Origin of the sequence: Paenibacillus gallinarum, from assembly GCF_014836635.1 — a bacterium.
Lineage (GTDB): Bacteria > Bacillota > Bacilli > Paenibacillales > Paenibacillaceae > Paenibacillus > Paenibacillus gallinarum.
Genome location: NZ_JACSQL010000025.1, coordinates 1 through 25,989 on the forward strand (window position 1 = coordinate 1; position 25,989 = coordinate 25,989).

At 35.6% G+C, this 25,989-nt stretch carries 29 protein-coding genes; 20 read left to right on the forward strand and 9 right to left on the reverse strand.

The window, feature by feature from the left end; genetic code table 11:
- The first annotated feature begins 210 nt into the window (after nucleotides 1-210).
- Both H9647_RS24685 and H9647_RS24690 read left to right on the forward strand, forming a co-directional pair.
- Complete coding sequence (locus tag H9647_RS24685; RefSeq protein ID WP_191805011.1) at nucleotides 211-591, forward strand: hypothetical protein; 381 nt, start codon at nucleotides 211-213, stop codon at nucleotides 589-591.
- Nucleotides 592-1,082: 491 nt separating this feature from the next.
- Nucleotides 1,083-1,574, forward strand: coding sequence for a hypothetical protein (locus tag H9647_RS24690; protein WP_191805013.1), 492 nt, complete (start codon nucleotides 1,083-1,085; stop codon nucleotides 1,572-1,574).
- 733 nt (nucleotides 1,575-2,307) lie between these two features.
- Here H9647_RS24690 and H9647_RS24695 read toward each other — a convergent pair.
- Nucleotides 2,308-2,682, reverse strand: coding sequence for a hypothetical protein (locus tag H9647_RS24695; protein WP_191805014.1), 375 nt, complete (start codon nucleotides 2,680-2,682; stop codon nucleotides 2,308-2,310).
- A gap of 130 nt (nucleotides 2,683-2,812) precedes the next feature.
- Nucleotides 2,813-4,132 (reverse strand): hypothetical protein, encoded by a 1,320-nt coding sequence (locus tag H9647_RS24700; RefSeq protein ID WP_191805016.1) that lies wholly within the window; start codon nucleotides 4,130-4,132, stop codon nucleotides 2,813-2,815.
- A 503-nt stretch (nucleotides 4,133-4,635) separates the two neighbouring features.
- Here H9647_RS24700 and H9647_RS24705 point away from each other — a divergent pair.
- The 3 genes from H9647_RS24705 (at nucleotide 4,636) to H9647_RS26355 (ending at nucleotide 7,001) form a co-directional block, all read left to right on the forward strand.
- Nucleotides 4,636-5,094 (forward strand): hypothetical protein, encoded by a 459-nt coding sequence (locus H9647_RS24705; RefSeq protein ID WP_191805017.1) that lies wholly within the window; start codon nucleotides 4,636-4,638, stop codon nucleotides 5,092-5,094.
- A 236-nt stretch (nucleotides 5,095-5,330) separates the two neighbouring features.
- Nucleotides 5,331-5,879 carry a hypothetical protein gene (locus H9647_RS24710; protein WP_191805019.1) on the forward strand — a complete coding sequence of 183 codons (549 nt, stop codon included), beginning with the start codon at nucleotides 5,331-5,333 and terminating at the stop codon, nucleotides 5,877-5,879.
- A 990-nt stretch (nucleotides 5,880-6,869) separates the two neighbouring features.
- Nucleotides 6,870-7,001 carry an IS3 family transposase gene (locus H9647_RS26355; RefSeq protein ID WP_160037121.1) on the forward strand — a complete coding sequence of 44 codons (132 nt, stop codon included), beginning with the start codon at nucleotides 6,870-6,872 and terminating at the stop codon, nucleotides 6,999-7,001.
- Nucleotides 7,002-7,168: 167 nt separating this feature from the next.
- On the opposite strand, the gene H9647_RS24720 is transcribed toward H9647_RS26355, so the two are convergent.
- Nucleotides 7,169-7,627: a hypothetical protein gene (locus H9647_RS24720; protein ID WP_160037120.1), complete on the reverse strand. Its 459-nt coding sequence runs from the start codon at nucleotides 7,625-7,627 to the stop codon at nucleotides 7,169-7,171.
- A gap of 236 nt (nucleotides 7,628-7,863) precedes the next feature.
- Between H9647_RS24720 and H9647_RS24725 the strand changes: the two genes are divergently transcribed.
- Together H9647_RS24725 and H9647_RS24730 are read left to right on the forward strand one after the other, a co-directional pair.
- Entirely contained in the window at nucleotides 7,864-8,397 is a 534-nt protein-coding gene (locus H9647_RS24725) for a hypothetical protein (RefSeq protein WP_160037119.1), read from the forward strand.
- A 12-nt stretch (nucleotides 8,398-8,409) separates the two neighbouring features.
- A complete protein-coding gene (locus H9647_RS24730) occupies nucleotides 8,410-9,060 on the forward strand; it encodes a SurA N-terminal domain-containing protein (RefSeq protein ID WP_160037118.1) in 651 nt (216 codons plus the stop codon).
- Between the two features lie 1,238 nt (nucleotides 9,061-10,298).
- Here the strand turns inward: H9647_RS24730 and H9647_RS24735 are convergent.
- Nucleotides 10,299-10,499, reverse strand: coding sequence for a hypothetical protein (locus tag H9647_RS24735; RefSeq protein ID WP_160037117.1), 201 nt, complete (start codon nucleotides 10,497-10,499; stop codon nucleotides 10,299-10,301).
- Nucleotides 10,500-10,659: 160 nt separating this feature from the next.
- On the opposite strand from H9647_RS24735, the gene H9647_RS24740 reads away from it, so the two are divergent.
- The 3 genes from H9647_RS24740 to H9647_RS25910 all read left to right on the forward strand — a co-directional run bounded on the left by H9647_RS24740 (nucleotide 10,660) and on the right by H9647_RS25910 (nucleotide 13,397).
- Nucleotides 10,660-11,313 (forward strand): stalk domain-containing protein, encoded by a 654-nt coding sequence (locus H9647_RS24740; RefSeq protein WP_160037116.1) that lies wholly within the window; start codon nucleotides 10,660-10,662, stop codon nucleotides 11,311-11,313.
- A gap of 243 nt (nucleotides 11,314-11,556) precedes the next feature.
- Entirely contained in the window at nucleotides 11,557-11,826 is a 270-nt protein-coding gene (locus tag H9647_RS24745) for an excalibur calcium-binding domain-containing protein (RefSeq protein WP_160037127.1), read from the forward strand.
- Nucleotides 11,827-12,104: 278 nt separating this feature from the next.
- Nucleotides 12,105-13,397 (forward strand): type IV secretory system conjugative DNA transfer family protein, encoded by a 1,293-nt coding sequence (locus tag H9647_RS25910; RefSeq protein WP_160037115.1) that lies wholly within the window; start codon nucleotides 12,105-12,107, stop codon nucleotides 13,395-13,397.
- 11 nt (nucleotides 13,398-13,408) lie between these two features.
- On the opposite strand, the gene H9647_RS24755 is transcribed toward H9647_RS25910, so the two are convergent.
- Both H9647_RS24755 and H9647_RS24760 read right to left on the reverse strand, forming a co-directional pair.
- Complete coding sequence (locus tag H9647_RS24755; RefSeq protein ID WP_160037114.1) at nucleotides 13,409-13,747, reverse strand: YolD-like family protein; 339 nt, start codon at nucleotides 13,745-13,747, stop codon at nucleotides 13,409-13,411.
- A 572-nt stretch (nucleotides 13,748-14,319) separates the two neighbouring features.
- Nucleotides 14,320-14,667 (reverse strand): DUF3139 domain-containing protein, encoded by a 348-nt coding sequence (locus H9647_RS24760; RefSeq protein ID WP_160037113.1) that lies wholly within the window; start codon nucleotides 14,665-14,667, stop codon nucleotides 14,320-14,322.
- A gap of 120 nt (nucleotides 14,668-14,787) precedes the next feature.
- Here H9647_RS24760 and H9647_RS24765 point away from each other — a divergent pair, with 120 nt between their 5' ends.
- On the forward strand, nucleotides 14,788-15,510 hold the full coding sequence (locus H9647_RS24765; RefSeq protein WP_191805021.1) for a C40 family peptidase: 723 nt from the start codon (nucleotides 14,788-14,790) through the stop codon (nucleotides 15,508-15,510).
- Nucleotides 15,511-15,669: 159 nt separating this feature from the next.
- Here H9647_RS24765 and H9647_RS24770 read toward each other — a convergent pair whose 3' ends face one another.
- Nucleotides 15,670-15,993 carry a siphovirus Gp157 family protein gene (locus H9647_RS24770; RefSeq protein WP_160037205.1) on the reverse strand — a complete coding sequence of 108 codons (324 nt, stop codon included), beginning with the start codon at nucleotides 15,991-15,993 and terminating at the stop codon, nucleotides 15,670-15,672.
- 47 nt (nucleotides 15,994-16,040) lie between these two features.
- Between H9647_RS24770 and H9647_RS24775 the strand changes: the two genes are divergently transcribed.
- The 6 genes from H9647_RS24775 (at nucleotide 16,041) to H9647_RS24800 (ending at nucleotide 22,223) form a co-directional block, all read left to right on the forward strand.
- Nucleotides 16,041-17,288: an MBL fold metallo-hydrolase gene (locus H9647_RS24775; protein ID WP_318245369.1), complete on the forward strand. Its 1,248-nt coding sequence runs from the start codon at nucleotides 16,041-16,043 to the stop codon at nucleotides 17,286-17,288.
- Between the two features lie 16 nt (nucleotides 17,289-17,304).
- The gene (locus H9647_RS24780; protein ID WP_160037203.1) at nucleotides 17,305-17,517 is read left to right on the forward strand and encodes a DUF3006 domain-containing protein; all 213 of its coding nucleotides are present in this window, start codon (nucleotides 17,305-17,307) and stop codon (nucleotides 17,515-17,517) included.
- Nucleotides 17,518-18,142: 625 nt separating this feature from the next.
- Nucleotides 18,143-18,847, forward strand: a complete 705-nt coding sequence (locus tag H9647_RS24785) for a hypothetical protein (RefSeq protein ID WP_191805025.1) — start codon at nucleotides 18,143-18,145, stop codon at nucleotides 18,845-18,847.
- A gap of 1,024 nt (nucleotides 18,848-19,871) precedes the next feature.
- Nucleotides 19,872-21,233, forward strand: coding sequence for a hypothetical protein (locus tag H9647_RS24790; RefSeq protein WP_160037182.1), 1,362 nt, complete (start codon nucleotides 19,872-19,874; stop codon nucleotides 21,231-21,233).
- A gap of 94 nt (nucleotides 21,234-21,327) precedes the next feature.
- The gene (locus H9647_RS24795; protein ID WP_160037183.1) at nucleotides 21,328-21,852 is read left to right on the forward strand and encodes a hypothetical protein; all 525 of its coding nucleotides are present in this window, start codon (nucleotides 21,328-21,330) and stop codon (nucleotides 21,850-21,852) included.
- A 158-nt stretch (nucleotides 21,853-22,010) separates the two neighbouring features.
- Complete coding sequence (locus tag H9647_RS24800; protein ID WP_225229568.1) at nucleotides 22,011-22,223, forward strand: hypothetical protein; 213 nt, start codon at nucleotides 22,011-22,013, stop codon at nucleotides 22,221-22,223.
- A gap of 430 nt (nucleotides 22,224-22,653) precedes the next feature.
- On the opposite strand, the gene H9647_RS24805 is transcribed toward H9647_RS24800, so the two are convergent.
- Nucleotides 22,654-22,812, reverse strand: a complete 159-nt coding sequence (locus H9647_RS24805) for a hypothetical protein (protein WP_191805027.1) — start codon at nucleotides 22,810-22,812, stop codon at nucleotides 22,654-22,656.
- A gap of 810 nt (nucleotides 22,813-23,622) precedes the next feature.
- Between H9647_RS24805 and H9647_RS24810 the strand changes: the two genes are divergently transcribed.
- Both H9647_RS24810 and H9647_RS24815 read left to right on the forward strand, forming a co-directional pair.
- Nucleotides 23,623-24,306: a hypothetical protein gene (locus H9647_RS24810; protein WP_191805028.1), complete on the forward strand. Its 684-nt coding sequence runs from the start codon at nucleotides 23,623-23,625 to the stop codon at nucleotides 24,304-24,306.
- A gap of 205 nt (nucleotides 24,307-24,511) precedes the next feature.
- Complete coding sequence (locus H9647_RS24815) at nucleotides 24,512-24,706, forward strand: hypothetical protein (protein WP_160037186.1); 195 nt, start codon at nucleotides 24,512-24,514, stop codon at nucleotides 24,704-24,706.
- A 330-nt stretch (nucleotides 24,707-25,036) separates the two neighbouring features.
- On the opposite strand, the gene H9647_RS24820 is transcribed toward H9647_RS24815, so the two are convergent.
- Nucleotides 25,037-25,192, reverse strand: a complete 156-nt coding sequence (locus H9647_RS24820) for a hypothetical protein (RefSeq protein WP_191805030.1) — start codon at nucleotides 25,190-25,192, stop codon at nucleotides 25,037-25,039.
- Between the two features lie 582 nt (nucleotides 25,193-25,774).
- On the opposite strand from H9647_RS24820, the gene H9647_RS24825 reads away from it, so the two are divergent.
- The gene (locus tag H9647_RS24825) at nucleotides 25,775-25,939 is read left to right on the forward strand and encodes a hypothetical protein (protein WP_160037244.1); all 165 of its coding nucleotides are present in this window, start codon (nucleotides 25,775-25,777) and stop codon (nucleotides 25,937-25,939) included.
- Nucleotides 25,940-25,989 lie beyond the last annotated feature (50 nt).

Consider the following 25,989-nt stretch of genomic DNA (forward strand, 5'->3'; position numbering starts at 1 on the left):
TATTAAAGGAATTGCGTGAGATCAAAGAACTTATGATGAAAGATAAGAACGAATAATCCTAAACTGTTACGCTAACGAGAAAACTTTAGGATTATGATGCTTATGATGAACGGAACGATATATATCTAAGTCCTCCGGGAACCTGTTATTTTAAAGTATCATCTGCAGATTTACAATATCATTTACACATTAAGAAATAAGGAGTAAATAATGAAAAAGTTATGGTCTTTAGCAATAAGTTTCTGCTTAATTTTGTTATTAACTGCTTGTGGAGACAAGATATCTCCTAAAAAAGTTGGAGACATGTTAAGTAATGAAGGAATCAAAGTAACATTCGGGGATAATATGGAGGAAAATTATTATCATTATTTTTTAAATAAAGATGCAAATTTTGCGATATATTTTCTTAAAGATACAGAAGAAGCAGAGGAACAAGAAAAATCATTCAAAGATCCTAAGTATAAAACTTTTCTTGTGAATAATGGTAATTTGATAGTCTATTATTATATGGACGGTGAAGCAGATCAAGAATTAGATTCTAAGATATCAAATTTTGTTGAAAAATTCGATGAGCTAATAGAGGATAAATAAAGATCTCGATTCAGAAATCCTATTGATCATATCCTTCTTTAGATGACGAGTTGTGATTTATGAAAAACTATGGAATTCAATGTTGATAGCGAAGATATGATAGACAATAATAGTATAGAGTAAAAGGAAAGGACTCCTTGAGCAAAAGCCGAGGATTCTTTTTTTGTTCAAGTATCACACGAAATTTTACAGGTTACTTACTAAATATTTCCTAAATAACCGATTATTATCGCGAGCCTAATGAGGAAGAAGAGAACGATGGTTTTCTACATGACGAGATTTATGGTACTTATTGGGATTGGAAAGAGTATAGAAATAAAGATAAATCATCTCTTTAGCTCTCAATTGTTTGTGAATTTTTTTTGTTAAACTCATTGAACTAACGGAAAAACGTTAGGTCAATAACAGCATGGAGCAGTTTGTTCCATTGTTTGGAACGTATGTAATATTTATCGATGTGATCCGAACTCATCAGATGAGAGGGGAGTTATATGAAGCTAAAGCTAATTCCATATATCTTAGTCTTAATAATTATTATGACAGGATGTTCTAAGGAGTCTACTCTGATTTACTCTGCACCAACCAACGAACAGATTGTAGAATATGTCTCAGATAATGAATTAGCTGCTCTTGATAGCATATGGATAAAGGACAGTGCTATTATATTGCTGAAAAATTCATTAATTACACTGTATTCCGATCAGCATGGAAAGCTACATGATCATAAATTATCGTGGGCATCAAATAGTAAAGATGTAATAACTGTTGGCGATGGAGTGCCATATATTGCAGTTATTATACCTAATGATCTATTGGATAAAGGATCGAAGAATATTAACTTAAAGTATTCGGATGGCACAATTGAGTCAAGGGGAATCAATGACAAAAAGGGCTTGTTAGTATCAAGCATTGGTCAGGCAAGGGTACAAGATATTTCAATTAGTAATTCCTTAGGTGAAGAAATATACAATAAATCTAGATGAGAAAAAGAGCAGGTTTGACACAAACAAGATTTAAGCTAACGGAAAAACATTAGTTGAATACCACAAGTAGCAGCCGATCAATGCGATCGGCTGCTTTTCATCAAGTTAACCGGCAGTTTAACGCAACAAATATACCTTGAATTTATGATACGGGTCACCGTGATGTATCTATGCACAAAGTACAGTTTGACCACAAGATATACATATCAGTATAAACACAAACCTTTTTACCATTCAAAGGTAGATCTATCGGCATCATACACATACGTAAACGTATGTGTTATTTTGAGTTGAATTCTACTGCTACAGATGGTGAGACACTTTGCCTATAATATATTTATCTTTAGTATATTTCTACTCATCTCCTTTTTCCATTCTACCGATCTGGCAGAGATTCGTTAAACGTGTTTGGATACATGCGAAAAAGAACCAATATCCCTAGGACTGGGCATCTGTATTTTCTAGACTCTTCAATTAATCAATCTAATCTTCCCTTCCCTGAATGAATCGGCTCCATATCCAAAATCAAGATGTATGTAAAGATATTGTTGATTCTTTAGTAACTAAATATCATTCTTAATGATCTTAATTTTCTAAGATAATACTTTTCTATCACACTTCAAACCTTGTTTCTCGGTATGCCTCTCGATTCACTCTTTACTCGCTGAAGGTACTATCCTCAAAAAAAGAAGCCTATTCTCACAGGCTTCTTTATCAATTAAAATTTTACTCCTCAATTTTCCTGATAGTTTTCATAATATTCTGTTGTCTCACTCATAATTCTTGCGTATACCTTATCGGCTATACCTATGCTATCTTTATTTATATTCTCAAGTACTAATGATATATGATCAGACAGAAACTCCCTATCCTTTTTTGTAGTAAAATTGTTATCTGTAAAGGTGTTAAAAGTTTCTTCTAATGCCCTTATCATTTTCAAGAATTCTTTTCCGTAATTTCGATATATTTTGTTGTTACTAGAAGTTAATATTCGACCCATTCCTTCTACCTCCTTTATTTTTCCATAACTATGAAAAATTGGGGTTGTAGATTCGTTAAGTTCTACTTTTATACTCTGAAGTATTTGAGTCTGCTCATTAATAATCATATCGGTTTGGTCGTTTACATGGTTAACCTGGTTTATATTGTAGAATGAAAATAAAAATACAATTAAACTTAGAAAAAAAATAAAACTCCACTTATATTTTCTAATCATTATGATTTTCCTTTTTTAATTTTTATTTCGATATAATTTTTGTTGGAGAAGTAGAATAAGCTACTATCGGTCCATACACTTTTTTGTTAGCACTTCTTGCATAAGCTGAGAATTTAAGAGTAACAGTAGCATTCACCGCTTTATTTTCTCCAAGATGAGGGTAATAATCTAAATCCCAGGTACCTGCTAGATAATCTCCTGCGAGAAGCATATGAGCATTTTTAACTTTTTCAACCTTTGAAACTCCAGCAGCATTATGATTTTTAAAAGTTTCTGAACTTACTGGCTGGTTACCATTCAAGGTCACTCCAGCAGAAATTCCGTACCAAGAATAGCTCCAACCTATAGAAAATTGGGGTGTTCCTTTTTTTATCATCTTATAACTTATTCCTGTTTGTTTAATCGCTTGTGGTTTGTTAGCATTTACCCTCATTTCCAAAACTCCGCCGTTTGGTCCGCTTCCAATTTCCCAGTTAGAATTATACCATGTCCCGTCTCTTAAACCATTATCCCATTTCATTTTGGTTCCAATAATCTTAAACTCAGTGTTTAATGATGAGTTTGTATCAATTGGAAAGTAAACAAATAGTTTTACTGCTGATATGTCTGTATAGATTATGTAAAAACCTATAGTATAGGTATTTACTAACGACCAGGTCGAAGTTTTAACCTGATGGGTTGCTCTCTCTTGTACTGACTCTTCACCACTTTGTTCAATTTTCGTTTCTTCTGGATCAAACGTAGTAAACCAACTTATTAATTCGTTACTCGCTACCTGCAATTCCCCATTATAGATACTACCTAGGTTTTCACTGCTAGTTATCTCTAATGCAGATTCTTCTATAATTACAAATTTGTTAGAGCCTTCGTGCGTCATATAAAGTGCGAAGGCTTCGTCAGGAAGAGTTCGATTAAAGAAAACACCAGCTTTAATTTCGCTATTCTCAATTTCAAAGCGTTCAACTTTAAAATTTCCTAGTTCATCACTTAAATCTCCAACTAGAACTCCAGATATCTGATGCTTATATAGTTTACCACTAAGAGAAAAAGGTGTTTTTTCTCCATCTATAGACACATCTCCAGATAATACAATTTCTTCAGGGTTAATTTTAATATCATATAAGTTAACTTGTTCTTTTTCGAACTCTTCTTCTTTCAACTCAGAACCCTTCGAGGGCTTTTGCATCATAGAAGCCGAAAACGTTTTTATAACAGGTGCGGTTAATTGACTATTCATCCCCTCCTCAGCCTTTACATAGTTAGAGGGGAGACTTAAACTTGATGTAAAAGCTATTGAAGCTGCCAACAAAGCTACTCCCCATTGTTTGAAATTCATTTTCATTTACTTAACCTCCATAGATTAATAAGTTATAAAAGTAAATGAAAATGAAATAATTAACAAGTAAAATATTAACTATTAACTATCCAATTAATTACAATTCGTTGTTTACTTATACTATTTAGATTAAGTAAGGGCAATTTTAAAAAAATTACTCCATCTGTTATACTTAAGACCTTAACGCAATTCAAACCTGCCTATAGCCCTGAGAAATTTGAAGAAAATTGGATAGATGAGATATGGAACAGTGGTTTCGCTTTGTCTTTAATTGCGGATTTAGATCTATTTAAAATTCAATTTGTGGAATTTTCAACTCCAAAAAGAACTAATAAGTCGTTCAACTAACGGAAAAACGATAGTTGAACTAGAAAAAGTAAGCAACCGATCAATAGACTGGTTGCTTTTTCTTTAAGTACTGGGCAGGATAGTTCAATAATATGAAGGAAATATGATAATATAAATTAGAGTCATTCAGTTATGCTTCTAGAAAGGAATAAAAGTAAATAATGTATCATATTGACATCAAAGTTGGAGAAAGTATTGGCGAACTAGAGCTTGGTATGACTAGAGATGAAGTGGAAATTATAACTCAAAAGCTGCCATCATCTATACACCATAATTTTAGTTATTACGGAAACAGGTTAAGGGAGATAGAGTTAGTTAATGGACGAAATATCTTAGCAGTCCTTGGTGGATATGATATTGAACTTTTCAGGACAACAGTTGAAGAGCTAGTGCCAAAATTAAGTGAGATCGCTCCGTGTGTAAAGGACCCTGATTATATAGATGGTACTTTGTTCAATTTTCCACAACTGGGTCTTAAGCTTTGGAGAGAAGACAATATGACTTTAAATGATTTAAAAGATGAGAAGTATACAGGTTTGGATAAAGATGAGTTTGAATATTTTCGAGAGAAATTATATTTCGATACAGTCTTGATTTATCCTAGAGATGTAACAAAATAATTGGAGCCTTACAAAAATGAATTTCGAAAACCGCTAAATTAGTGGTTTTTTTGTTTTATCAGTACAAAGTACTTGTCCCGATTACCGAATAGATAAACAAGCAACTGAAGTTTACAGCTATTTCATTCAACTAAAGGGCAACGACATTTGGAAACTGCTCCCTTTTTGCTAACCAGCAGGTTAGGTTAGGGACCTGTATACTGGAGAAGGAAATTATTATTGAAAGGAGTTTTCAGGTGGATTCAATCATCATAACGCCGCATGTCGGCATCGGTCCTTTTCGGCTGGGGATGTGCAGGGAAGAGGTGGAACAAACTTTTCAGAATCTGGACCATTGGAGAGCTAATGATGGCTTACCCGGTAATCCTAGCTATATCGAGATGCTATTTATGCGCGAACATTTCGAATACGATGGAAATGGCAGGGTGAAGTTCATTCAACTGTTAAATCCGCACTACTCGGAGGACTTCTGTATTTCCTGCCTGTTTCAAGGCGTGGATGTCTTTACGACCAAGGCGGAGGATTTGATCCATACGTTTAGGAAAGAGTATCAAATGGTCGGAGATGTTGATCCGAGTACGGGATTTTCCTTTGCTATCCAAGAGCTTGAGCTGTGTTTCTGGAGAGAAGGAGTTATGAATGATGAAATCTTAAAAGACAAGGATTTTCTAGAGATGAGCGAGGAGAATCAGGAGCTCGAGAAGCGATATTTCTATTTTACGACCGTCTCGATTGGAGCACCGGGATATTTCGATTTCATGGATGACTATTACCCCGGCAAGTAAGAGATGCGCACTCTCGAGAATAGGAAAAAAAGCTGGATAAGCGCCTTACTCTGTGAAAAGCATAACTGGGACCAATCAAATGTTTTTTAATCCAATGACCAAAGATTTGATCGGAGGCAATTTACGTTTCTAATAAGCTGGAGTAACATGCCCGATTGAACTAACGGAAAAGTTAGTTGAACACAGCAGGGAGCAGCTTACCAGTTGGCAGCTGCCCTTTTTGTTATGCAAACTGGGCAGTATAGCGTAATTAAGATTCATAGCGGAGAATCATCTGATTATGTTCGAGCATAGACCATACAGGACATCTGCCTTGAGAGATTTAAGAACGGTGAAAATTGAATTGGAAGGTAAGAGAGACGTGCGGCTTGGATTATCACACATTCAAACTATGACATTGTCTCGAGAAGTCGACGAATTGCACAACGAACTCATGCGTATTGAATGCAGTAAAAACCAAGGGAGCAATGTTGTTACGGTTGAAAGGGATTAATTATCTTTTCCTGCACGGCTGGTTCGGATTGGTACAGAAATAATTGATTGCCATCTTTCGTTTCTGGAACTCGGACAGGTGGAAGTGATCGTCGATCGTTTGGATTGTTTATGGAACATTACTATAATCAATTTGATATACAACCCTCTCTATCAAGATCCTCACTTGCTTTGCATCACTTAAGGGCTGATAATGCATTCCCCTCATAATCAACCATTCCTCGATCCCTCTAGGAACCGAGAACGAAAAGAAGGAACAACTGCTATAAAGGACCTGTATAATAACGAAATTATGTCTTATCAAATCAGTCGAAGAAATGATCTAAAGCTTGTAATGCTCCTTCACAAAGACAAGAAAAAAACAAAAAGTTGAAGGAATTCTCCTACATAGTGACCAAGGGGGTCCAGTATACCTCTCGCCAATATAACCAACGTCTTATAAGATACGGAATGATAGCTAGTATGTTGAGTAAAGGAAATTGATGAGAAAACGCATGTATGGATAACTTTTTTAGTCATTTTAAATCGGAGTGTTTTAATCTATACACTTTTCGTACTAGTAAGGAAGTAGAGCATGCCGTCCAACGGTACATCCATTTCTACAACCACCATCGTTTTCAACATCATTAAACAACCTAAGCCCGTATGAATATCGGACTCAGGTTGCTTAATGATGTTTTTAAATTACTGTCTACTTGACAGGGGGCAGTTCATATATTAAGGGGGTACTTTTTTAGATATATTCTTATATTATACCAATCGGAATTATTTGGTGATTTAGACTTAAATTATTTGTTTCATTTAAAATAATCCGCAAGTCTATTTAAATTATAACCATCTTCAATTTCGTATCTGTTAAGTCGATTATTTGAATCTTGGGCATCATATATTTCTAAATTGTACTCATCTAAAAAAGTGATTCCAAACCTTTCCTGCCGATTTACTTGTATCAGTACATCATAGCGGTACTCTGTCCTTGGGATATATTCGTTATATTTTTCTAATAATTCTATATTGTTAAGATTATTTATTAGAGAACTTATTTCGTTCGATTCAGAAATAATTACTTCTTCACGATATAAAGTGCCATAAGCTATTCGAGAAATCTTGATCTCGTTAATATCCTCTTTTTGTATTTGTTTAGATACTAATTTGGGAAATGAAGTGTTATTTTGAAATGAGTACACTGAAAAAATTACAATAAATATAAATAAAATGGATATACCTATTGCTAACATTCTACGTTTGTTTTTCATTTAACTCACTCCCTCGTTTTAATCTGTTAATTAGTGGTACTCATCTAAAGTATTTATTGATAAGAAATAGGCTAATTGGTTACAGCATCCTGAGAACACATTGTAATATATGTTCTAATTAAAATCGATCATTATATACTTTTTTTACTTTTTTTGTTTTATTCGCTACTTTTATGGAATAATAGCGTCTAAGTAAATAGAGGGTCCAAATTATCTAGTAAATAGGAGGTAAACTATTGAAGAAAAAAATTGCACTACTCTTAGCCGCATCCTCTATGATGGGTGCATTGTTTATTGGGGATTCTATTATTAGGAATGATGTCGCTTTAGCTGATCCTATTGTTAGTCCTCAAGCAGTTAGTCCTTCTGATACAGATTTAATTTCTATGTGGATGGTTGATGATTCTGGAGCTCGTATTTATACACCTGTTAGTGTTACTACAAACGTTCAAATAAATGCGACAACTTCTGGATCGAACTGGGTTGCCACTAGAAGGGAATTAGTTAGTTCCACACATAAGAATGCCTTTTTAGCTTATCCGAATGCAACATGGGGAGCAGGAACGTTAGAGCTTAGAGGGGGGAATGTCTCCCTACCGAAAAAAGGTGCATATATAGGTCATACTGAACTTAGATATTCGGGTAAATACAATGACGCTCGACAGACATATAGCTCTACATCTGCTCCTGCAGCTGGTTCTACTGTATTCTATGGAGGATTTGGATCTTTTCAACTTGATAACACGGCTTGGGTTAATTTCAACTGGTAAGGAGGAGTATAAATGAAAAAGAATAATAAGTTGATCGTATCTTTAGGAATTTTATTAGCAGGTGTCTTTACGTTTGGGGCTTTATCATCTTCTGCAATTGATCCTCTTACTTCAGATCTTAATCGAATCAAAATTAATACTGAAATTAATAATAAAGCCGAGGAAAAGGTATTGGTACAGGTCGGGAACCAAGAAATTACGAATACGGATGTTTTAAACTATAAAGAGTATAATCGTACTTCCCAATCAAATTTTACTGATTCCGAAGTTCTTGAACACATGATTAAAGAAGAGTTGTTCTTGCAATTAGCTGAGAAAGAGGGGGTATCAGCAACTTTAGATGAAGGAAGACAGGAAGCCAAAAAAATGAAAGATTTATTAAGTCAACAGCCTATAGAAGTACAGGAAACTCATAAAAAGTTTATTGCTGCTGATGGAGTTACTGAAGATGAGCACTGGAAAAAAGTCGCACCACCTCTTTATCAGGAACTCTTATCAAAGCAAAACCTAGCCGAAAAGTTACTGAATGATCAAGTAGTTCTTTTAAAGGAATCTTCCGATATTGCTTTAGTCTTAAACCAATATAAAGAACAATTGTATAAATCGTCACTTTCAGATGGTACAGTCAAAATAATGGATAAAAGCATAGATCTGAATGAATAGAAGCTGGAGTTTTTTCTCACTCTCACTTTTTAATACCAGAACTCAAAAGATCAATAATACAGCAAGGCAGCCGTCTTGATATATGCTCCCCCTACGGTAGACAGGTTAAAAAATAAACCTTTCTGCAAGGGGGAGCTTTTCATGTCTAGAGGAAAATATAACGCTCTAGAGAAACTCGTTATTCTTGAAGAGGTCTCTAGTACCATACGGAGAGAATCCAGATACCTGTCCAGTTTATGCTATTAATAAGTGGTTAGAAGCAGCCAATATATCAGAAGGAGCTGTATTTAGATCCATTAATAGGCATGGGCAAGATCCCATGAATGGAATAACGAAGTAGGATACAATGTAGATGTTGATTCGTTAAAAACTTATAATATCAAATTAACCCCGTTTAAAGAATGGGCACAGAAATATAAAGACAAGATTAATATCGGTTAGTACCCTACTGGAAAACACAATAACACGAAAAATCCTCATCATAAAACAAAAAGATGAGGATTTTTATTATACGGTTTAATATATTATGTTTTGTTATTTGGGACAGTACTAAGCTCCCTCGAAATGATTTGATTACCTCACCCAGGCTCATGAATTCGCAGGATTTCTCCTTAGTCAAATTGAGAAAAATGAAAGAATAGGAGAAGCATGTAGCCGAGGCGACGTAAAAGGGCATGCGGAAACAAAGGTATTTACCTAATACCCATAACATTCCATATATGCGCACGTCTCAACTTCGCCTTAGCAATTCTCACTCCCAAGTCTAACGGTAAAACGTTAGTTCAAAAACAGAATGGAGCGGTTTGCCACTGGGCACCTACTCCATTCTGTAAGCTAACGGGGTTATGATTAGTTAAAAATAATTGGGGATTAATGTGTAGTTTAGGCCTGGAATTGAATATAATACTATACATTGATATATTCATAAGTGTAACAAAATATATGCGGTTTATCGTACAGAGGCGAATTGATTTGATCCTGAAAAGGTGATGATTGATTCGTTTTTGTTTTATCGGGAAAACAGACCTGTTAAACCTGTTTCGTTACAGCAAAGTTTAGACCACATTTTTATTCTCATGTGGTTTTTGACGTTAAAAATGTGTCTTTTCAGGTTAGGATTGTGAAGATATCAGAAATTTGAAAGCAGTCGTTTGTTGGACTAAGGAGAATATCTAGTTTCCATCCAAGATATTAGTATTAAGTAGTAAGTATTTCAAAGTAAGTGCCTCAAATCTTAGTTATCCTTCGCATTTAAACTCGCAAACCCCGCGCATATAATATTCGCCCTTCACTTTTATGCTATCCTCAGTAATCCTCTCGATCACACCTCTTCCATAGAGCTTCTTATTAAAGTATATAAAGATGGGTTTAGCCTCCATCTTCGCCGTGTATAACTGGTCATCCGCAGTCAGTGTCTTCATAGAATGTCTGTTTTGCAATATCATCGTGCTCCTTTTATGAAATTTTTGGGATGATTTAGACATAATAGTGCACTATCCCTGTTTAATTATTTTTACATTTCTTGTTAATTATATCGTCTGATTAACCGATATTTTTAATAGATGTAAAAATAATACATAAAAGGAGTCAGTAAGAAAGATGAAATTGAAAAGAGTAACTGTTTTGCTATCCGCATTTTTATTACTCAGTAGTTCGGTGGCTTTCGCAGCTAACACGCAAACGGTCAAGGCGACGGTTTCGAATCTCAAGTACACGCTTAATGGGAAAAACTGGACCGCTAAAACCACTGCAAAGCCAGTTGTCATTAACGGTACGACATACTTGCCGGTTGGTGTAGTAAAGGAAGCGACGAAAACAAACATTACCGTGGATTCGAAGACTGGCAAGATTAATATCGGGGAGAAGGGCGCAAAGACACCGTTCCAACAAGTAAGTTTTGATTATGATGACTTCAGTAATACAAGAAATAAGAGTCATACAAATATCGAGGGCAAAGAATACAAAGAAGTGCTGTATACCAAATTTACTGCTTTTGCTCATGATTACTCCACACCAGATAAGAAATATCAAACTTTGCATCTAGATCTATTTGCTCCAAAAGAAACGGTCGAAGTAACTGTATTCGAAGATTTAATCGATGATAGAAGTTTAGGGAATGTCTCTGTCGAACCAGGAAAGGTAACATCATTAGAAGTTAACGTAACAGATGTTAAAAAGATTATGATTAGCCTCAAGAACTTCGATAACGGTGAACATGAATTTGTAATTTTGCCAACCTCATATTACAAATAAAGTACATAATCATTGAGGTCATTTCTTAGTATAGGTGTATAACGCGTAAGGTCCTATTTTAGCGGCTTTTTTCATTGTAATCTTATGGTATAGCCAGTTAAGCGTGTAGAGATGAGTAAGGTTTGTAGGGGAGTTCAATCCGTACTCTTCGTTACAGTTTTTGCCGAATAATATCCAATATATTGAAGAAAAAGGACAATAGAGTTATAGTCTATACTGTAGAAAGGAAGTGTTAGTATTAATATCAAGAAGGTATTTGTGGCTATTTTATCTCTTGGGCTTATTATTGGACCAACGATAGGATCAACTGGCGTAGCAGAAGCAAAAGAAAAAGTAGTTACATATAAAAACTGCACAGAGCTGAATAAGGTGTATAAAGGCGGCGTAGCTCGTTCATCATCAACCAAAAATAAAGGTGGAAAAACAAAATATAAACCTCATGTTTCTAAAGCTCTATATGAAGCCAATATAAAAAGTGATAGAGACAAAGACGGTATAGCCTGCGAAAAATAAGTAGATTGATTAGTAATAGACTCTTCTCATGTTGAAGGGTCTATTTTATATTGCGGGTTAGCGTTGCAAAATCACTTATAAGCGGCCATGTCAATTTTTAACTTACCTTTTCTTGTGATTTATAGAATAATGACAGGTGCAATAAGTAATTTAAGTATGGGGGATTCTCTACGGGCACCACACGAAATCTAATAGGAGATGAAGAAGCACAGAATTTCCTTTGTGTAGCTGGTAGGGATGTTTTGGAAAGGTATAATTTTATAGAACGGGTGGAATCTTTGGAGACGGAAGTCCCAGAGGATCTACAGAGTGGTGTAATGTGTATCGGGGAGAATATTTACAAAGGTAAATCACAAAAAGCATACCTTAGTAATGATATTGAATTTAGAAATCTCCTCACATTGTTAATAGGACCCAGTAGGGCAGGGAAAAGTACATTAATCAGCAATTTATGTGTTGATGCTATTGAAAATGGAGAATGTTGCATAATTTTTGATTTCATCGAAACATGTCAGATGAGTGATGAGGTTGCAAAGTGTTTTCCCAAAGACAAGGTGTTAGAAATCAGATGTGACAATATAGAAGCTTTACAAGGCTTAGGCTATAACGAAGTGAATTCTGGTAATTCAGACACTCCATTTAAACAATATGAAAATGCAAAACGTCAAACCACTAACTTATTAACCTTGATAAATTCGATCAATGCTGACGACAGCCGATTAAGTCCTAAAATGGAACGATATTTAGAATCAGCTAGTTTAATCGCCTTTATCAACAATGGAAGTATCAAAGACGTGTTTGGAGTGCTCCAAAATCACAAAATACGTGGAAGATTCATACACAATGTTCCAAGGCATCAACTTGAGTTCTTGGAGGAGTATATTGAAAATCTACGTGAATTAGATGATTACAATAAGCAGGATATAGTTGAGGGAACTAAGACTAATCTAATCATAGGAATTCTTGATCGACTAAACGTACTAAAAAGAAATAGCTACACAGAACTAATGCTTAAAAAGGATACATCCAATAACATAGATTTTGTTGAAGAGATGCAGAAGAACCAATTGATTACGATCAAGCTCCCTCAACACATGTTCACTGTGGAGTCAGAAAAGGACACTATGGTCTTATACTTTCTCACGAAAGTATGGTTGGCAGCACAGATTAGAGCTGAACAAATAAAGGATAAATCGAAAAGAGTTAAGGTAAATATCGTTATCGATGAACTTTATCAGTGCAATCATTCTGAAAAGTTTCTTACCAGTAAACTGTCTCAAATGTCTAAATTTATACTCAAATCGATCATCAGTTGCCATTATCTCCTTCAACTCAAAATAATGAGAGATGAGCTCCGCAGTGCCAATGCATCTTATATTATTATCGCAGGTTCCGATAAGAAAAATTTCGATGAATTAAAAAGCGAATTACATCCTTTCACTGAAGAAGATTTGATGAATTTACCTCGTTATCATGCTCTGAATTACGTGAAGAATGTAAATGGCTATGCACGTTTTATAACTAAATTGCCTGGAGATGCCTCCAAAAGAAAAAGACCATCAACTGAATGATGGTCTACTCTTTATTCTTCTGATGCAGATATAATGTCCTTAATATAAATCCATTTCCAATCATCTTCTGCAGTTAAAAATTTAATTTCACGTTTATAAGTGTTTAAAGCAACTACTATACCTGTAATTTCTTTATCCTCGTATGGATCGAATAAGACAAGCTTTATTTTTTCTCTTCTATTATACGAACGCACAATTTCATACTCTATTCGTTGTATTTCCTGATCGTCTAAAGTTGGTTTAAATCTTGCTAATTTAGTGTTCGCCATTCTTATCCAGGCATCTCTGTGTTCAGGCAATATCATACGTGAGCTCTCAAACAATCCATTATCAAATAGTTTTTTCGCCATAATTAATACTCCGTCCAATAATCTATAGTTCCATGTGGAGATGTGTAAGTTCTTGGTCTATTGCTTTCATCTTCCCACTCTTTTAATAAGATAATATTCTCCAGTGTAGATTTATCTTCCCACAATATAAACTCCTCTGATTCAAGCAGAAGTAGCGCTTCTTTTATACGACTAGTACTCTGTCCTGTTTTATCTCCAGCTCCCGTATAGTTGGAGTTCTTCCACGTTGGCTTATGTAGTTGTATAGAATCCTATGCACTTTCCGTTCATAGTCAGGTAACATGTTGCATCACTCCTATAAGAACATTTGTTTGCTTTGTTTATTATAACCAAACATCCGTTCCTATATCAATGTATTTTATTGCTATTTGATTTCAAATCGTTTTTTTGATAAATCACATCTTCCAAATGCTCACTTATGCTCCCTTATACTACCGTTTCCTCACTCGTTATTATCATAAAACACGCATTTTATTCAATGAATAATTGAGCAGTGTCATATTTACAAACTAAAAAGACGGCACCGGTTATAGTAACGTCTTTTTGATAGATTAATATTTATTTATTATTATTTACTCTTTATGCTTATAAGCCCCTCCAGTACTTCCGTTCTGTTTTATTTCACCGTCTTCTTCTAATTTGTAAGCATATAATTTGTCAAGTTCATCTGAGAATTCAACAAAGGTTTCATAGCCGGAAGATTTCGGCATCTTTTTAGCTTCAATACTAGCTATATCGCTCTCAGAATAACCTTTGTCCTCAATCAAGTACTTCATTACTCTTTCCTCGTTATATGCGACAATTTCTGGATCACTCTTTGGTGGAGTATTAAGAGAGTACAGAGTAAAAACAACAAAACCAATTGCAATGCATACAAGACCAAAAATGGTCCATGCGCTAATTAATCCTAATTTTTTCAAATAAATTTCCCCTTCAGTTTTTTTATTAATAAAATATTAATCTTTTCCAATAAAAGTATACCAAAATTCATATTAATATAATATACTAATTTAATACAATGTAGAGGAGCAATTATTAATATGAAGAAAATTAAACTATTAACTGGATTTATGGTGTTTATTGTTTTGTTAGGCTCTTATGCACCGCAAAGTTTTGCAGATGAACTTCCAATCGGTAATTACGGATTTACACAAGAAGAAAATAATATGTATTCGCAATTTTACACACCTGAAGAAATTAAAGAGATGGAACAGCAGTTTAACTCTATAATGAAAGATATAGAAAGTAGAGGAGCAGTTGTCACTGCAGATGAATATATTAATGGTGGCTCTCGTGCAGGAAGCTATAATGGAATTGTAGCTCGTTCAGGTGATATCTTGGTAGCTAAGAAGAATGGAGGACCTAAACCTGCTAATTGGGTAGGACATGCAGCAATAGTTACTAATGCTGGATCAAGTATTACACATTTCCCAGGTGTAGGAATTGACCCTAAAGAAGAACCTTTGAAAGTATTCTTTGAACAGAATAGCGAAATTTATGTATTAAGACATAATGACTATAATGCCTCTATAGCTGCAGCTCAATGGGCAAATTGGTACATGGATAAATATCCAAAAGCAGAATACGATGTATTAAGTGGATACTTAGTTTTGGATCCAAATTACTGTTCTAAATTTGTATGGCAGGCTTATTATTTTGGAGCCGATACAACAATTTCACCAATGTTTGCTTGGAAACCTTTAGCACCGATGGAGTTAGTATTATCAGCTAGGGATACTGCCCAAATTACATACGTACCATAATATAAGTTTCATAAAAAGATGATACTGTTAAGAATACAGTTATCATCTTTTTATATTTTCTATCCTCTTATCTTTATTTTTTCTTAATTCAAATTTTTCGTTCTCAAGAAGGTATGTTGGAATTTGTCCCCTCTTGACACAACACTTAGCTTTGGTTTCTTACAAAATTCTCAGATGTTGCCTATCTGTAATAAGCTCTACTCCTTCAATCACTACACCATTCTTCACATCACTCAGCAGTTTCTTACTATCAATCTTAGGTTCTTGTGCAATCTTATATGTATCTGGAACTTTATTGCTATCTAAAACATTGATTGATGGAGGATTCTTCTGTAGTTTTACTTTAAACATTCCTGCATTTACCTTATCAATCTTATTCACTTCTAGGACGCTCTGAGTGTATGACTTAAGTCCATTATTTTTGTTCTCAAGATATTTACGTTTCTTTGCTAGTCGCTTTTCTTCTGCCTTAAATGCTTCGATATCTGATTTTTAGCAAGAATAGTTACTTTGTTTTACTAACGTGTTTAGTGTTTCTTATCCTTAGTGGATGCGGATCAACAACAATAACACCGGTAGACAATAGTAGCACTATTCCACAGACAACAGATCCAGCAGTAAGTAAGGACGATAATAACTCTTCCAATAGTACTTCTTCAGATAAAGATTCATCAGAGACAGAAACAACAAAAGATGAAACAACGAAAGATGAAGAAAAAAAAGAGGAAACAACTACACAAGCAGCCAAACCTTCCACAACTACTCCTACAGGTAAACTAACCGTTCATTACATAGATGTAGGGCAAGGTGCTTCTCAGCTTATACAGACACCAGGTGGTAAAACGATGCTGATCGATGGAGGAAATAATGATGATGAGCAGCGTATGGTTAGCTATCTAAAAAAACAAGGTGTATCGAGAGTCGATGTTCTCATTGGAACGCATCCCGATGCTGACCATGTTGGAGGACTTGATGCGGTAGTAGATGCTTTTGATATCGGTAAGATCTATATGCCAAAAGTGTCTTCCAACACAAAAACATTTGAATCCTTACTTACCTCAATTCAAAATAAAGGTCTTAAAGTTACGACAGCAAAAGCAGGTGTAACGATCGATTTAGATGATCAGCTTGATGTTAAGATGGTTGCTCCCGTTAAAAGCTATGATGATAAAAATGAAATGAGCGCAGTTGTTAAGCTTGCTTTTAGCAAAAACTCGTTTCTATTTACGGGAGATGCGGAGTCTGGAAGCGAAAGCGATATGATAAACAGCGGTGTGAATTTAAAATCAGATGTGCTATTAGTAGGCCATCACGGATCCAATTCATCGACCAGCCAGGCGTTTTTAAATGCAGTAAATCCTACGTATGCTGTCATTCAAGTAGGTGACAATAGTTATGGCCATCCGGTGGATAACATTTTAAAGAGACTTCACAATAAGAATGTGAAAATTTATCGTAATGATCTGCAGGGAACGATTGTCTTTACGTCCAATGGAACTACCATTAAGCCATCTGTTAGTGAATGGAAGTATACTGCAGCTGCGAAAGATAAAGAAACAAACAGTCAAAAATCAGATACTACATCAACTAAAAAGGAACCTGCAGCAACGACGAGTAATAAAGACACTGCAGTAACAAAGACGGAAACAAACACGAATGTTTATTATAAGAACTGTACCGAAGTGAGAGAAGCTGGGAAGGCACCGCTTTACGAAGGTGATCCAGGTTATAGCACGAAACTAGATCGAGATAAAGACGGTATAGCTTGTGAAAGATAAAAAGGAGGCAGGTGCATTGAGGGGAATCGTTGATCGGTTTGAAGGTGACTTTGCGGTAATTGAAATCGATGGACAGACACATGATGTTCCTAAGTCTGCTGTTGATGCTTCTGTGAGTGCGGGAGATGTTGTTACTTTGGTAGAGGGAGTATGGAAGCCAGATCATACGGAAACAAAGGATCGTGAGAAGCAAATTAAGAAGCTTATGGACGATGTTTGGGAAGATTGATCGGTAATTTAGTTCTACATGTATAGTTTGCTTATAGTAAAAACCCGATTTCGCTTGTAGAAGTCGGGTTTATTTTATTTCAAGGTATTTGGACTAAACCCTTGGATAAAGCTTGTCATCTTCATAATGACGCCAAAGTTCACTTCTTAAGTAGGAGGGTTATAGGCTCTGGATTAAACTAGTATTCCCTAAGCTGAATGAAGCTATGTTTTTGTTTTACATCACACTGGCCATCTACTTTTTCTAATCTTTCATTTTTATCATTTTGATTATCTAGTTGGTAGACTTATAATTGAATGAAAATGGAAGATATGAGATAATATGACAAAGTGATGAAGGAAATAAGTCGAATAATGAAGGCTTAAAGGTATATCAATATGCTGGTCTAAAGGAGTTTTGGACACAAACCATGTTGAGGGACAAGAATAATCCTATTAAGATTAAAAGACCTGTCTCTAAATTAATTCCTCAGCTATTTCATTAAGATCCCTCGGTATAATCAAATTTTTTCAGTAACGGGTAACGATAGCTCCCAATAGAACAAGTAAGCATGTTGTTTGCTCATTGTTAAGTAGCAGGCTTTTAAGTACTGAGTTACCTATAATGAAAAAAAAGAGGTGTTTTCTTGCATACTTTAGGGAATTTATTAGACAGTTTTGTTGATGAATCCGTTTTTAAATTTAATGGGATACAGATTGTGAATCAGTATCCTAATTTGGTGGACATTGTTGCAAATTATAAGAATGAACTGGCAAGTGCAGATCATAGTCAGCCATACCTTTTAAACAGCCAACATACGTTTGAAAAGACAATGTACTTTCCCCACTGTAACGGTGAATACACAGTGACGTGGGATATCAATAGAGCGAGTCACCTTATTAACCAAATGATACAAAATAGAAGATTGATAGCAAACGAAGTCAGCGTGGAAGAAGTATACCCTTACATTCAAAAAAATGAAATTACGGAAAGTTATTTACCTAATGCTTTAAAAAGCAATGAACCTATCATTTTAGTTTGGTATTCTCCAACTAGCCAAAAGCTAATTATTGATGGAAATCATAGAGTTGCTGCAAGATACCGGCAGGATGCAAAAACTAAAATTCAAGTTTATGGGCCATTCTCACATTACGCTCATATTGATTTTATGCCGAATGATTTAAATCGTAAGCTCTTTGTTATTCATCATAATATGCAAATGATATTCAACTACATGAAGGGAGATATGACAAAGAGGGAACTATTTTCAGGGGAAATAGGGTTATTCAACGGAACTGAAGATTTAAATTGGATGAAAGGTTATTTTAGTCCATTGGTAATGAATCATTAAATAGTCAACCATCGTAAAAGCTGATGAGTTCTAGTACACAGGTGCACCTAAATCATGGGGGCACCTTTTTTTATTTGGGTTGCTTGGTTTAAACCAAGCCTCAGTGAAGAGCAGTTTCCCGGATCTTAAATGAGCTTTTTAGCTTCAGCAAAGAGGGATGGATTGTGTTTCAGCTGAGGTGCTTATACGAAGTGGTGAAAAGAGTCAAATAGAAGAGATTTAGACATTAGGGCTGATGCTACCAGCTCTAAGGCGGCAAGATCGGCCACCTAAGATCCGATACGCACCGCTGCGGGGTTACTTGGGCCGATAACTAGAGCGCCTAACCGGTGTAAAGCTTTCCGGATAAGGCGCTCTACGTTCCTGTCCCTCGCTTTACACCCCGCACGGAGCTTAAGGACCAAGGGCGCTTTGATGGGAAATCAGGGATGGCATGGCTGCATCATGTCCGCTCCGCGTTGCTTCGCTCCCTTTTTTATAGAAAAGATTTTTCTCCCTTTTGCCTTAATGCGATAGGCTTTTATTCCTATCTCCATGAGCTCGATTCCAGCTCAAAATTTATGAAAATTAACCTTTATGTCGTAAAGCAAAATTTGTACCCGTCAAATCAAATAATGAGTTTTCAATGAGACAGATGGGCGTGTACGACATGAATCTATAACTTTGGTTCAGGCAAGCTGTCATTTCATTACGAGAGGATGGACCAATCTTCTTGGCAACGATTTATTGATAAGTAGTTGATGAACCCGATGCTCGTAATTTTCAGTTCTTTGTTTGCTTTAATCATTATAATCAAACATTCGTTCCTATATCAATAGAATATTTACGTTGAATTTTTAGGTATAAGCTTTATTTTAAGACTAGATTCTATAATATTGAATAATTACTAATTAATATTTTCCTAATTTTGTATTGTTTTATTAATATCAATGTGCTAATCTCATAGAATTGAAATTTTGAATAATTTTCTATTTTGATTATTCTATGTGGTGCTTCATTTTGATTAAAGGGGAGAGAAAAGATTTTGAAAAAAAACAAAAGAAAATTTCTGATTATGGGCAGTAGGGTATTAATGGCATCGATAGCTAGCCTATCTTTAGTAGTTAATACAGCTGTTGCAAGTCCTCAGATTGTGGATGATGTTAATCCAATAATATTTGAAACCTCTGATAGTTACAATAATAACGCTATTCCACCAGGATTTGACGGTGAAGACAACATTGATTCTGCAGCGCGTATAGGAATCCAGAACTTTTCTATCTTGTCTCGTAGCAATAATTCATTGTCAATTAATCAAGAGTTAAAGCCATCTGGAGACTTCTATATTGGTAAAGGTGGAACAGGAACCCTGACAATAGCAGGTAATACATTCGATTTTATAATTGAAGATGCTTCTACCAAAACTGCAACTTTAAGTTCTGGAAATACCCTTCTTTGGGGAACCTTTGAAACAACTATTAAAGATATAAACGAAAAAAATATGGTTACTACAATTAGTTCTGCTTCAATTGTAGAATCCGGTGAAAGATTCTCATACGTAACCATGGGTACATATGAAGATGGAGCAGTTGTCTTGCCTTTTGGCGATAGTGATTTCTTGAAAGACGATGAAATCACAAAGATATTATTAGAAGATAATGAAGTTCAAGAGGAGAATATTACTACTTCTGATGAAAGTAATACAATAAACACTATTCAAGAAAGAAAAGGACTGCAATTTAAGCATCAAGGTAATGCTTATAGTTACAAACTTCAAAACAATCCTGTTGCAAATAATTGGAGTACCGTTGTAATGGCTACTTCTAATAGGAAAGGCGTGGAAGTGGGATATACTAATATTCAAATATGGGGAAGATTAGATACATTAAACAACCATTGGAAAGACTTCTATAAAGTTTATCTTAATGGGGCCGAAGCAAAATTAAATGTTGAGGATAGTAACGGCTACGGACAATATTTGAGGATTATTTCAACGACACCTGGGACAATAAATGAGTCCTATACTATGTCTACATACTCATTTGAATTAATAGATTATATTGTTCCTGGCGTTGGATATGTTGGAAAAGTGCTTCAAGCATTTTCAAATGGAGTAACGACTTCGGGTACTACATCATATCGCCCTTCATATGACGAAGCGTGGGTGACATTTAAAAAACCTGCTAATTTAAACCTACCCAATACTATAAGTTGGAAAAATGCTAATGAGGCTGTAAATGGTAAGACGTCTGGTATAACCGCTGAATTCAATTGGACTTTATTCACCAATAAAACTGTTAACCTCATCTCCAGAGGTAGAGTTCAATATAATATGGTTAATTCTGAAGTTCCACTGGGAATTAAATTATGGACTAATTATGCTTATGTTAAACATACTGTAAACTAAATTAATTTTTGATAGATAGTTTCAGAAGCTTAGCTAGTTTAGTATTCTGCCTAAACGGGCTAAGCTTTTGATTAGAAAGGGGATTGTTTACGAGTTGAAAAGATATAATATAATTATAATGCTGTCTGTTCTCTTGAATATAATTTTAATTGGTATATTCACTTTTCAGTTACTAGACAGTAGTACAGAAAAAACAAAGAGATCAGAAGAATACATTCAATTTGTCAACTATGGAAAGGATGTCGATTTTCTCTTCAACCTACTTAGTGAACAGGCACCTAAAGAAGAAACAACTCGATATGTTTTTGATATCTATAATAACCTGATAGCTTGGGACGAAAAACTTACTCATTTCCAACAAAATAGTTCATTTTTTTCTAAGCTTAATACCATAGAACTTCTCCCTAGATTTGATGAAATGATTATCAATATTCGATCCGTAATGTATGCTCAATTTAAGGAGAGTAATACATGGAAATCTGAGGAATTTCAGCTCTACAAAAAAGCGATTCATGAGCTTGTAGAAAACTTACCATCAGAGTATTCGAAATCTAAATCGTTTAATGCTGATTTCAATAAAGCGGTAGATGAATTCAATAAGCTTGTAACTTCTAACTGAGGGTTGCCATAAATAATATAAAAAGAAGAGATAATCAATTCTCTTCTTTTTATATTCTAAGCTTTAGCGGAAATGTAATAAGGTAATTAAAGAATTTGCAAATACTTGGTTTGTGAAGGAAGATGAACTGCATTTATCTACAATTCAATATGGCATAGGTGCAGACCCTATACCGAAAGATTCCAAACGAAGTGATAAAGGCGATAAACAAAAAAGTAGGAGCTAGATTACTAACCAAGTTTGGGGAAAAAGGCGTTATAAATTTAGGCAAAGCTGTTCCGGTGTTAGGCGGTATAATCGGAGGAGCGGTAGACGGAATCGGCACAAATATTATTGGGAAAACGGCTAAAAATACATTTACCCAATACTAGGAATTACTTTGAATAGATGTATATATCGTTCCCTTGGAAAGTTAAAGCATTGATCTGGTTGAAGATCGTACATATTAGTTTCAAAACGTGGGTGCACCTGAATGATGGGTGCATCTTTTTTTCTTTCATTTGGTTGCAACCAAATGAAAGGATAAATTAAAAGGATTATTTGGAGTAATGGGCTTTTATCTTCTGCAGGGTAATCGATTGTGTGGTAGCTGGTGGTACTTATTAAGTAAAGAAGAGTGAAAGGGAGATAGAACGCTCGTGCTGATGCTACCAGCTCTAAGGCGGCAAGATCGGCCACCTAAGATCCGATACGCACCGCTGCGGGGTTACTTGGGCCGATAACTAGAGCGCCTAACCGGGGTAAAGCATCCCGGATAAGGCGCTCTATGTTCCTGTCCCTCGCTTTACACCCCGCACGGAGCTAAGGACCAAGGGCGCTTTGATGCGAAATCAGGGATGGCATGGCTGCATCATGTCCGCTCCGCGTTGCTTTGCTCCCATCAAGCAGCTCATGCAAAAAGATAGCATCATGATTCCGCTTTGCTTCATCATCATGCAAGGGATTATTAAGCATAATCAAGGAAGGAGAACAAGGAAAGGAGATAACCGGCATCGCCGGTTCTTTTCATCGAGGAATTATGAAAAACCACATGTAGTTCTATTTATATAAACCACTTGTGGTTATACAAATAGAACTACCCTTTTAAAAAGAAGGAACATTTGTTGAATGATAATGTATTAGAAGAAGAGGTTTGAATGTAGAAACTGCACAAATCAGGGAATACTTAAACCTTCTATAAAGTCAGATTAATATTTCCATATTTTATACTAGACATTAATATTATTAACTAGTAGTATTACGTTTTCGTAGCTACTGGTCGGTTCTACATAAGACATCTTTGGGAGAACATAGATGAGAAAGTTTTATTTTGTTCAATAATAAACAAACGGAGGGTCACAATTGGATATGAACATAGTTTATTTTCTTGTAGGCGTCATATTTATGTGGAGTCTTATCAATAGTTTTAAGAGTTCACGATTTCAGATGATTTACATGATCGTAACCAGTTTGGTGTTTGGATACATGTATTTTCACGTTACAATGTTATTGGGTATTAGATAAATTAAAGCATCTGTTAAGGTGCTTCAGACTGCAGGCAAACTAGCTTAGACTAGTTTGCCTGCAGTCTTTTTTTTCTCAATAGCTTTTTTGTTGAAATTAAAGATGGCCTTACAATTGATACAAAAATAAAAGAAAATTAACTCTAAAGTAGGTAGTTCCAATTATACCTATAGTAAACAATCAATCCGTATAAAAAGGCAACGACAATGGACCAAATCTCCTATATAATTAATTGTCTGGAAAATATTTCATAGGGGCGTAGTGGAGATGAAGTTTCTAAGAATTTTGGGTTGGATTTGTATACCTTTTATTATGGTGATTATCTCTTGGAGGAAATTAGGTAAAGCGCCAAAAGTGGCAGCAATCATTTGGAGTATTTTAATAATTTTATTTTTTTTAATTCCAACGGAAGACCAAGAAAAGCAATTAGCTGAGACTAAAACAGTCCCAACTACAACAAATACTCAAACTAAATCTGAAGAGGTTAATAAGCCAAGTGTAGAACCAGCACCAAAAGATGAAATTGAAGCAGAGCCATCAGGAACAGAAGTTGAAGAGGAAACTAAAACTATTGATTGGAGAACTAAAATTAAAGAAATAGCTAACTCTGATCAAAGTGAAACAGAGAAATTCGACCAAGTAGAGCTTGAATTAGTTAATAATTATATTCCCTCAGAAGAGGAGCTCACTGCTTTTGAGAATGAAATTATAAGTGCATTTAAAAACAAAGAATATTTAAAAGACATAACAGATGCTGAGTATATGCTCACCAATATATTCAAGTCTAGTGTTATTGTATCGAGTTATGAGGATAAAAATGAACCAATGCCTAGTTTCGCATTTGATTTTTGGCAGAATTCGAAATATACCTATAGAGGTGCAGATGCAGTTGATAGTGAGTCTGTGAAAGCCAATGAGGATCAAATGGAGAGAGCCTTAGAGGAAATTTAATACCCTTAGAATTTAGTCGCCTTGCTGTAATCATAGTGAGGCAGAATCCTACCCTGTAAAGGTTTTTGAAAAACAAAGTATCCAATTAACAGAAAAACATAAAATGCGTTATACGGCCATTTGAGAGTTTTATATGCGGTGTATGATCAAATTAATCAAATTCAGTACCATAGGTGCAAAATTAAATCCAAGGAGGAAAGAAAAAATGAGTATTGAATTTGGTTCTAAAGAATTTTTTGAAGATCACATAAAAAGATTAAGTGATGTATCTCCAGAAAGAGTTGTATGTCTTTTATTATCTTCTGTGGTTCGAAATGAAAAAAATGATGAAATAGCTAGAATTACTAGAAATGCTATATCTGCTTTAGCTGATAAAGATGATATTTTTGGGAGGAAATAATCATTTAGATTTGGGAGTCCGATGCAGGAATGGGTCTTGGTCTTAGTTTTGCCTGTGGCAAATAACCGACAGGGCGATCTTGAGAAATGGGCTTTTAGCTTTAGCAAAGAGGATCGATCTTGTTACAACTGAAGTGCTAATACGAAGTGGTGAAAAGAGTCAAATAGAAGAGATTTAGACATTAGGGCTGATGCTACCAGCTCTAAGGCGGCAAGATCGGCCACCTAAGAGCCGCTACGCACCGCTGCGGGGTTACTTGGTCCGATAACTAGAGCGCCCCGGATAAGGCGCTCTATGTTCCTGTCCCTCGCTTTACACCCCGCACGGAGCTTAAGGACCAAGGGCGTTTAGATGGGAAATCAGGGATGGCATGGCTGCATCATGTCCACTCCGCGTTGCTTCGCTCCCATCAAGCAGCTCATGCAAAAAGATAGCATCATGATTCCGCTTCGCTTCATCATCATGCAAGGGATTATTAAGCATCACCTGTGAAGGAGAGCAGGAAAAGGAGAGAACCGGCATACGCCGGTTCTTCAGACTGTAGACAAACTCGTTATTGAATCGAGAATGTCTAATTTTAAATAAAAATGGGGTCCTCAGATCGATTTAAAACGATTTTTTTCAGTTGAGATGAGTCTCCCCACATAAAAATTGTTATGTCGCAAAGTCCTTTCGGACTTTGTCGACACTCTGGAGAACCGGCATACGCCGGTTCTTTTTTATTGGAAAGATTTTTCTCCCTTTTGCCTTCCGCATGGTAACCCGCTGCAAAGCCTACTAAGTTTCCGGGAGGCCGAGCCTCCGGCTTCGCCCCTCAACCTCCCGGAAACCAAGTAGGCGGGCATACGGTCAAGGGGCAACAAAAGTTTTTCTTCCTATTTGGAAAAGAAGAAGCGGAAGAAAAACTTTGGTGTGCTGATCCCTTGACCGTATGCCATTGCACGGGTTCCCAAGCATGCGTCAAAAGGGAAAAAAATTCCCCTTTGGGGAAGCCAGCCATGCGGCAGGCAACGTCCTAAAAAATCTCTTTTGACACCTAAAACCTTAAAACAGAAAGGAGGTGAGGAAATGCAAAATGAAACCATTGTCCTGCTTGCCGTGATAGCGGCATTCTTACAAGTAATTGTACAGTTTCTCGGCGTTGTGAAGGCATTCATCGAATGGCTTACGGCTAGAAATAAAGGAAAGGGCTCCGACCGTTCACAGCGGTCGAAGCCCAAGAAACCTAAATAACTAGCCGTAAAGAAACAAGAGTAAGGGGTTTTGACAACCCTTACTCTCCC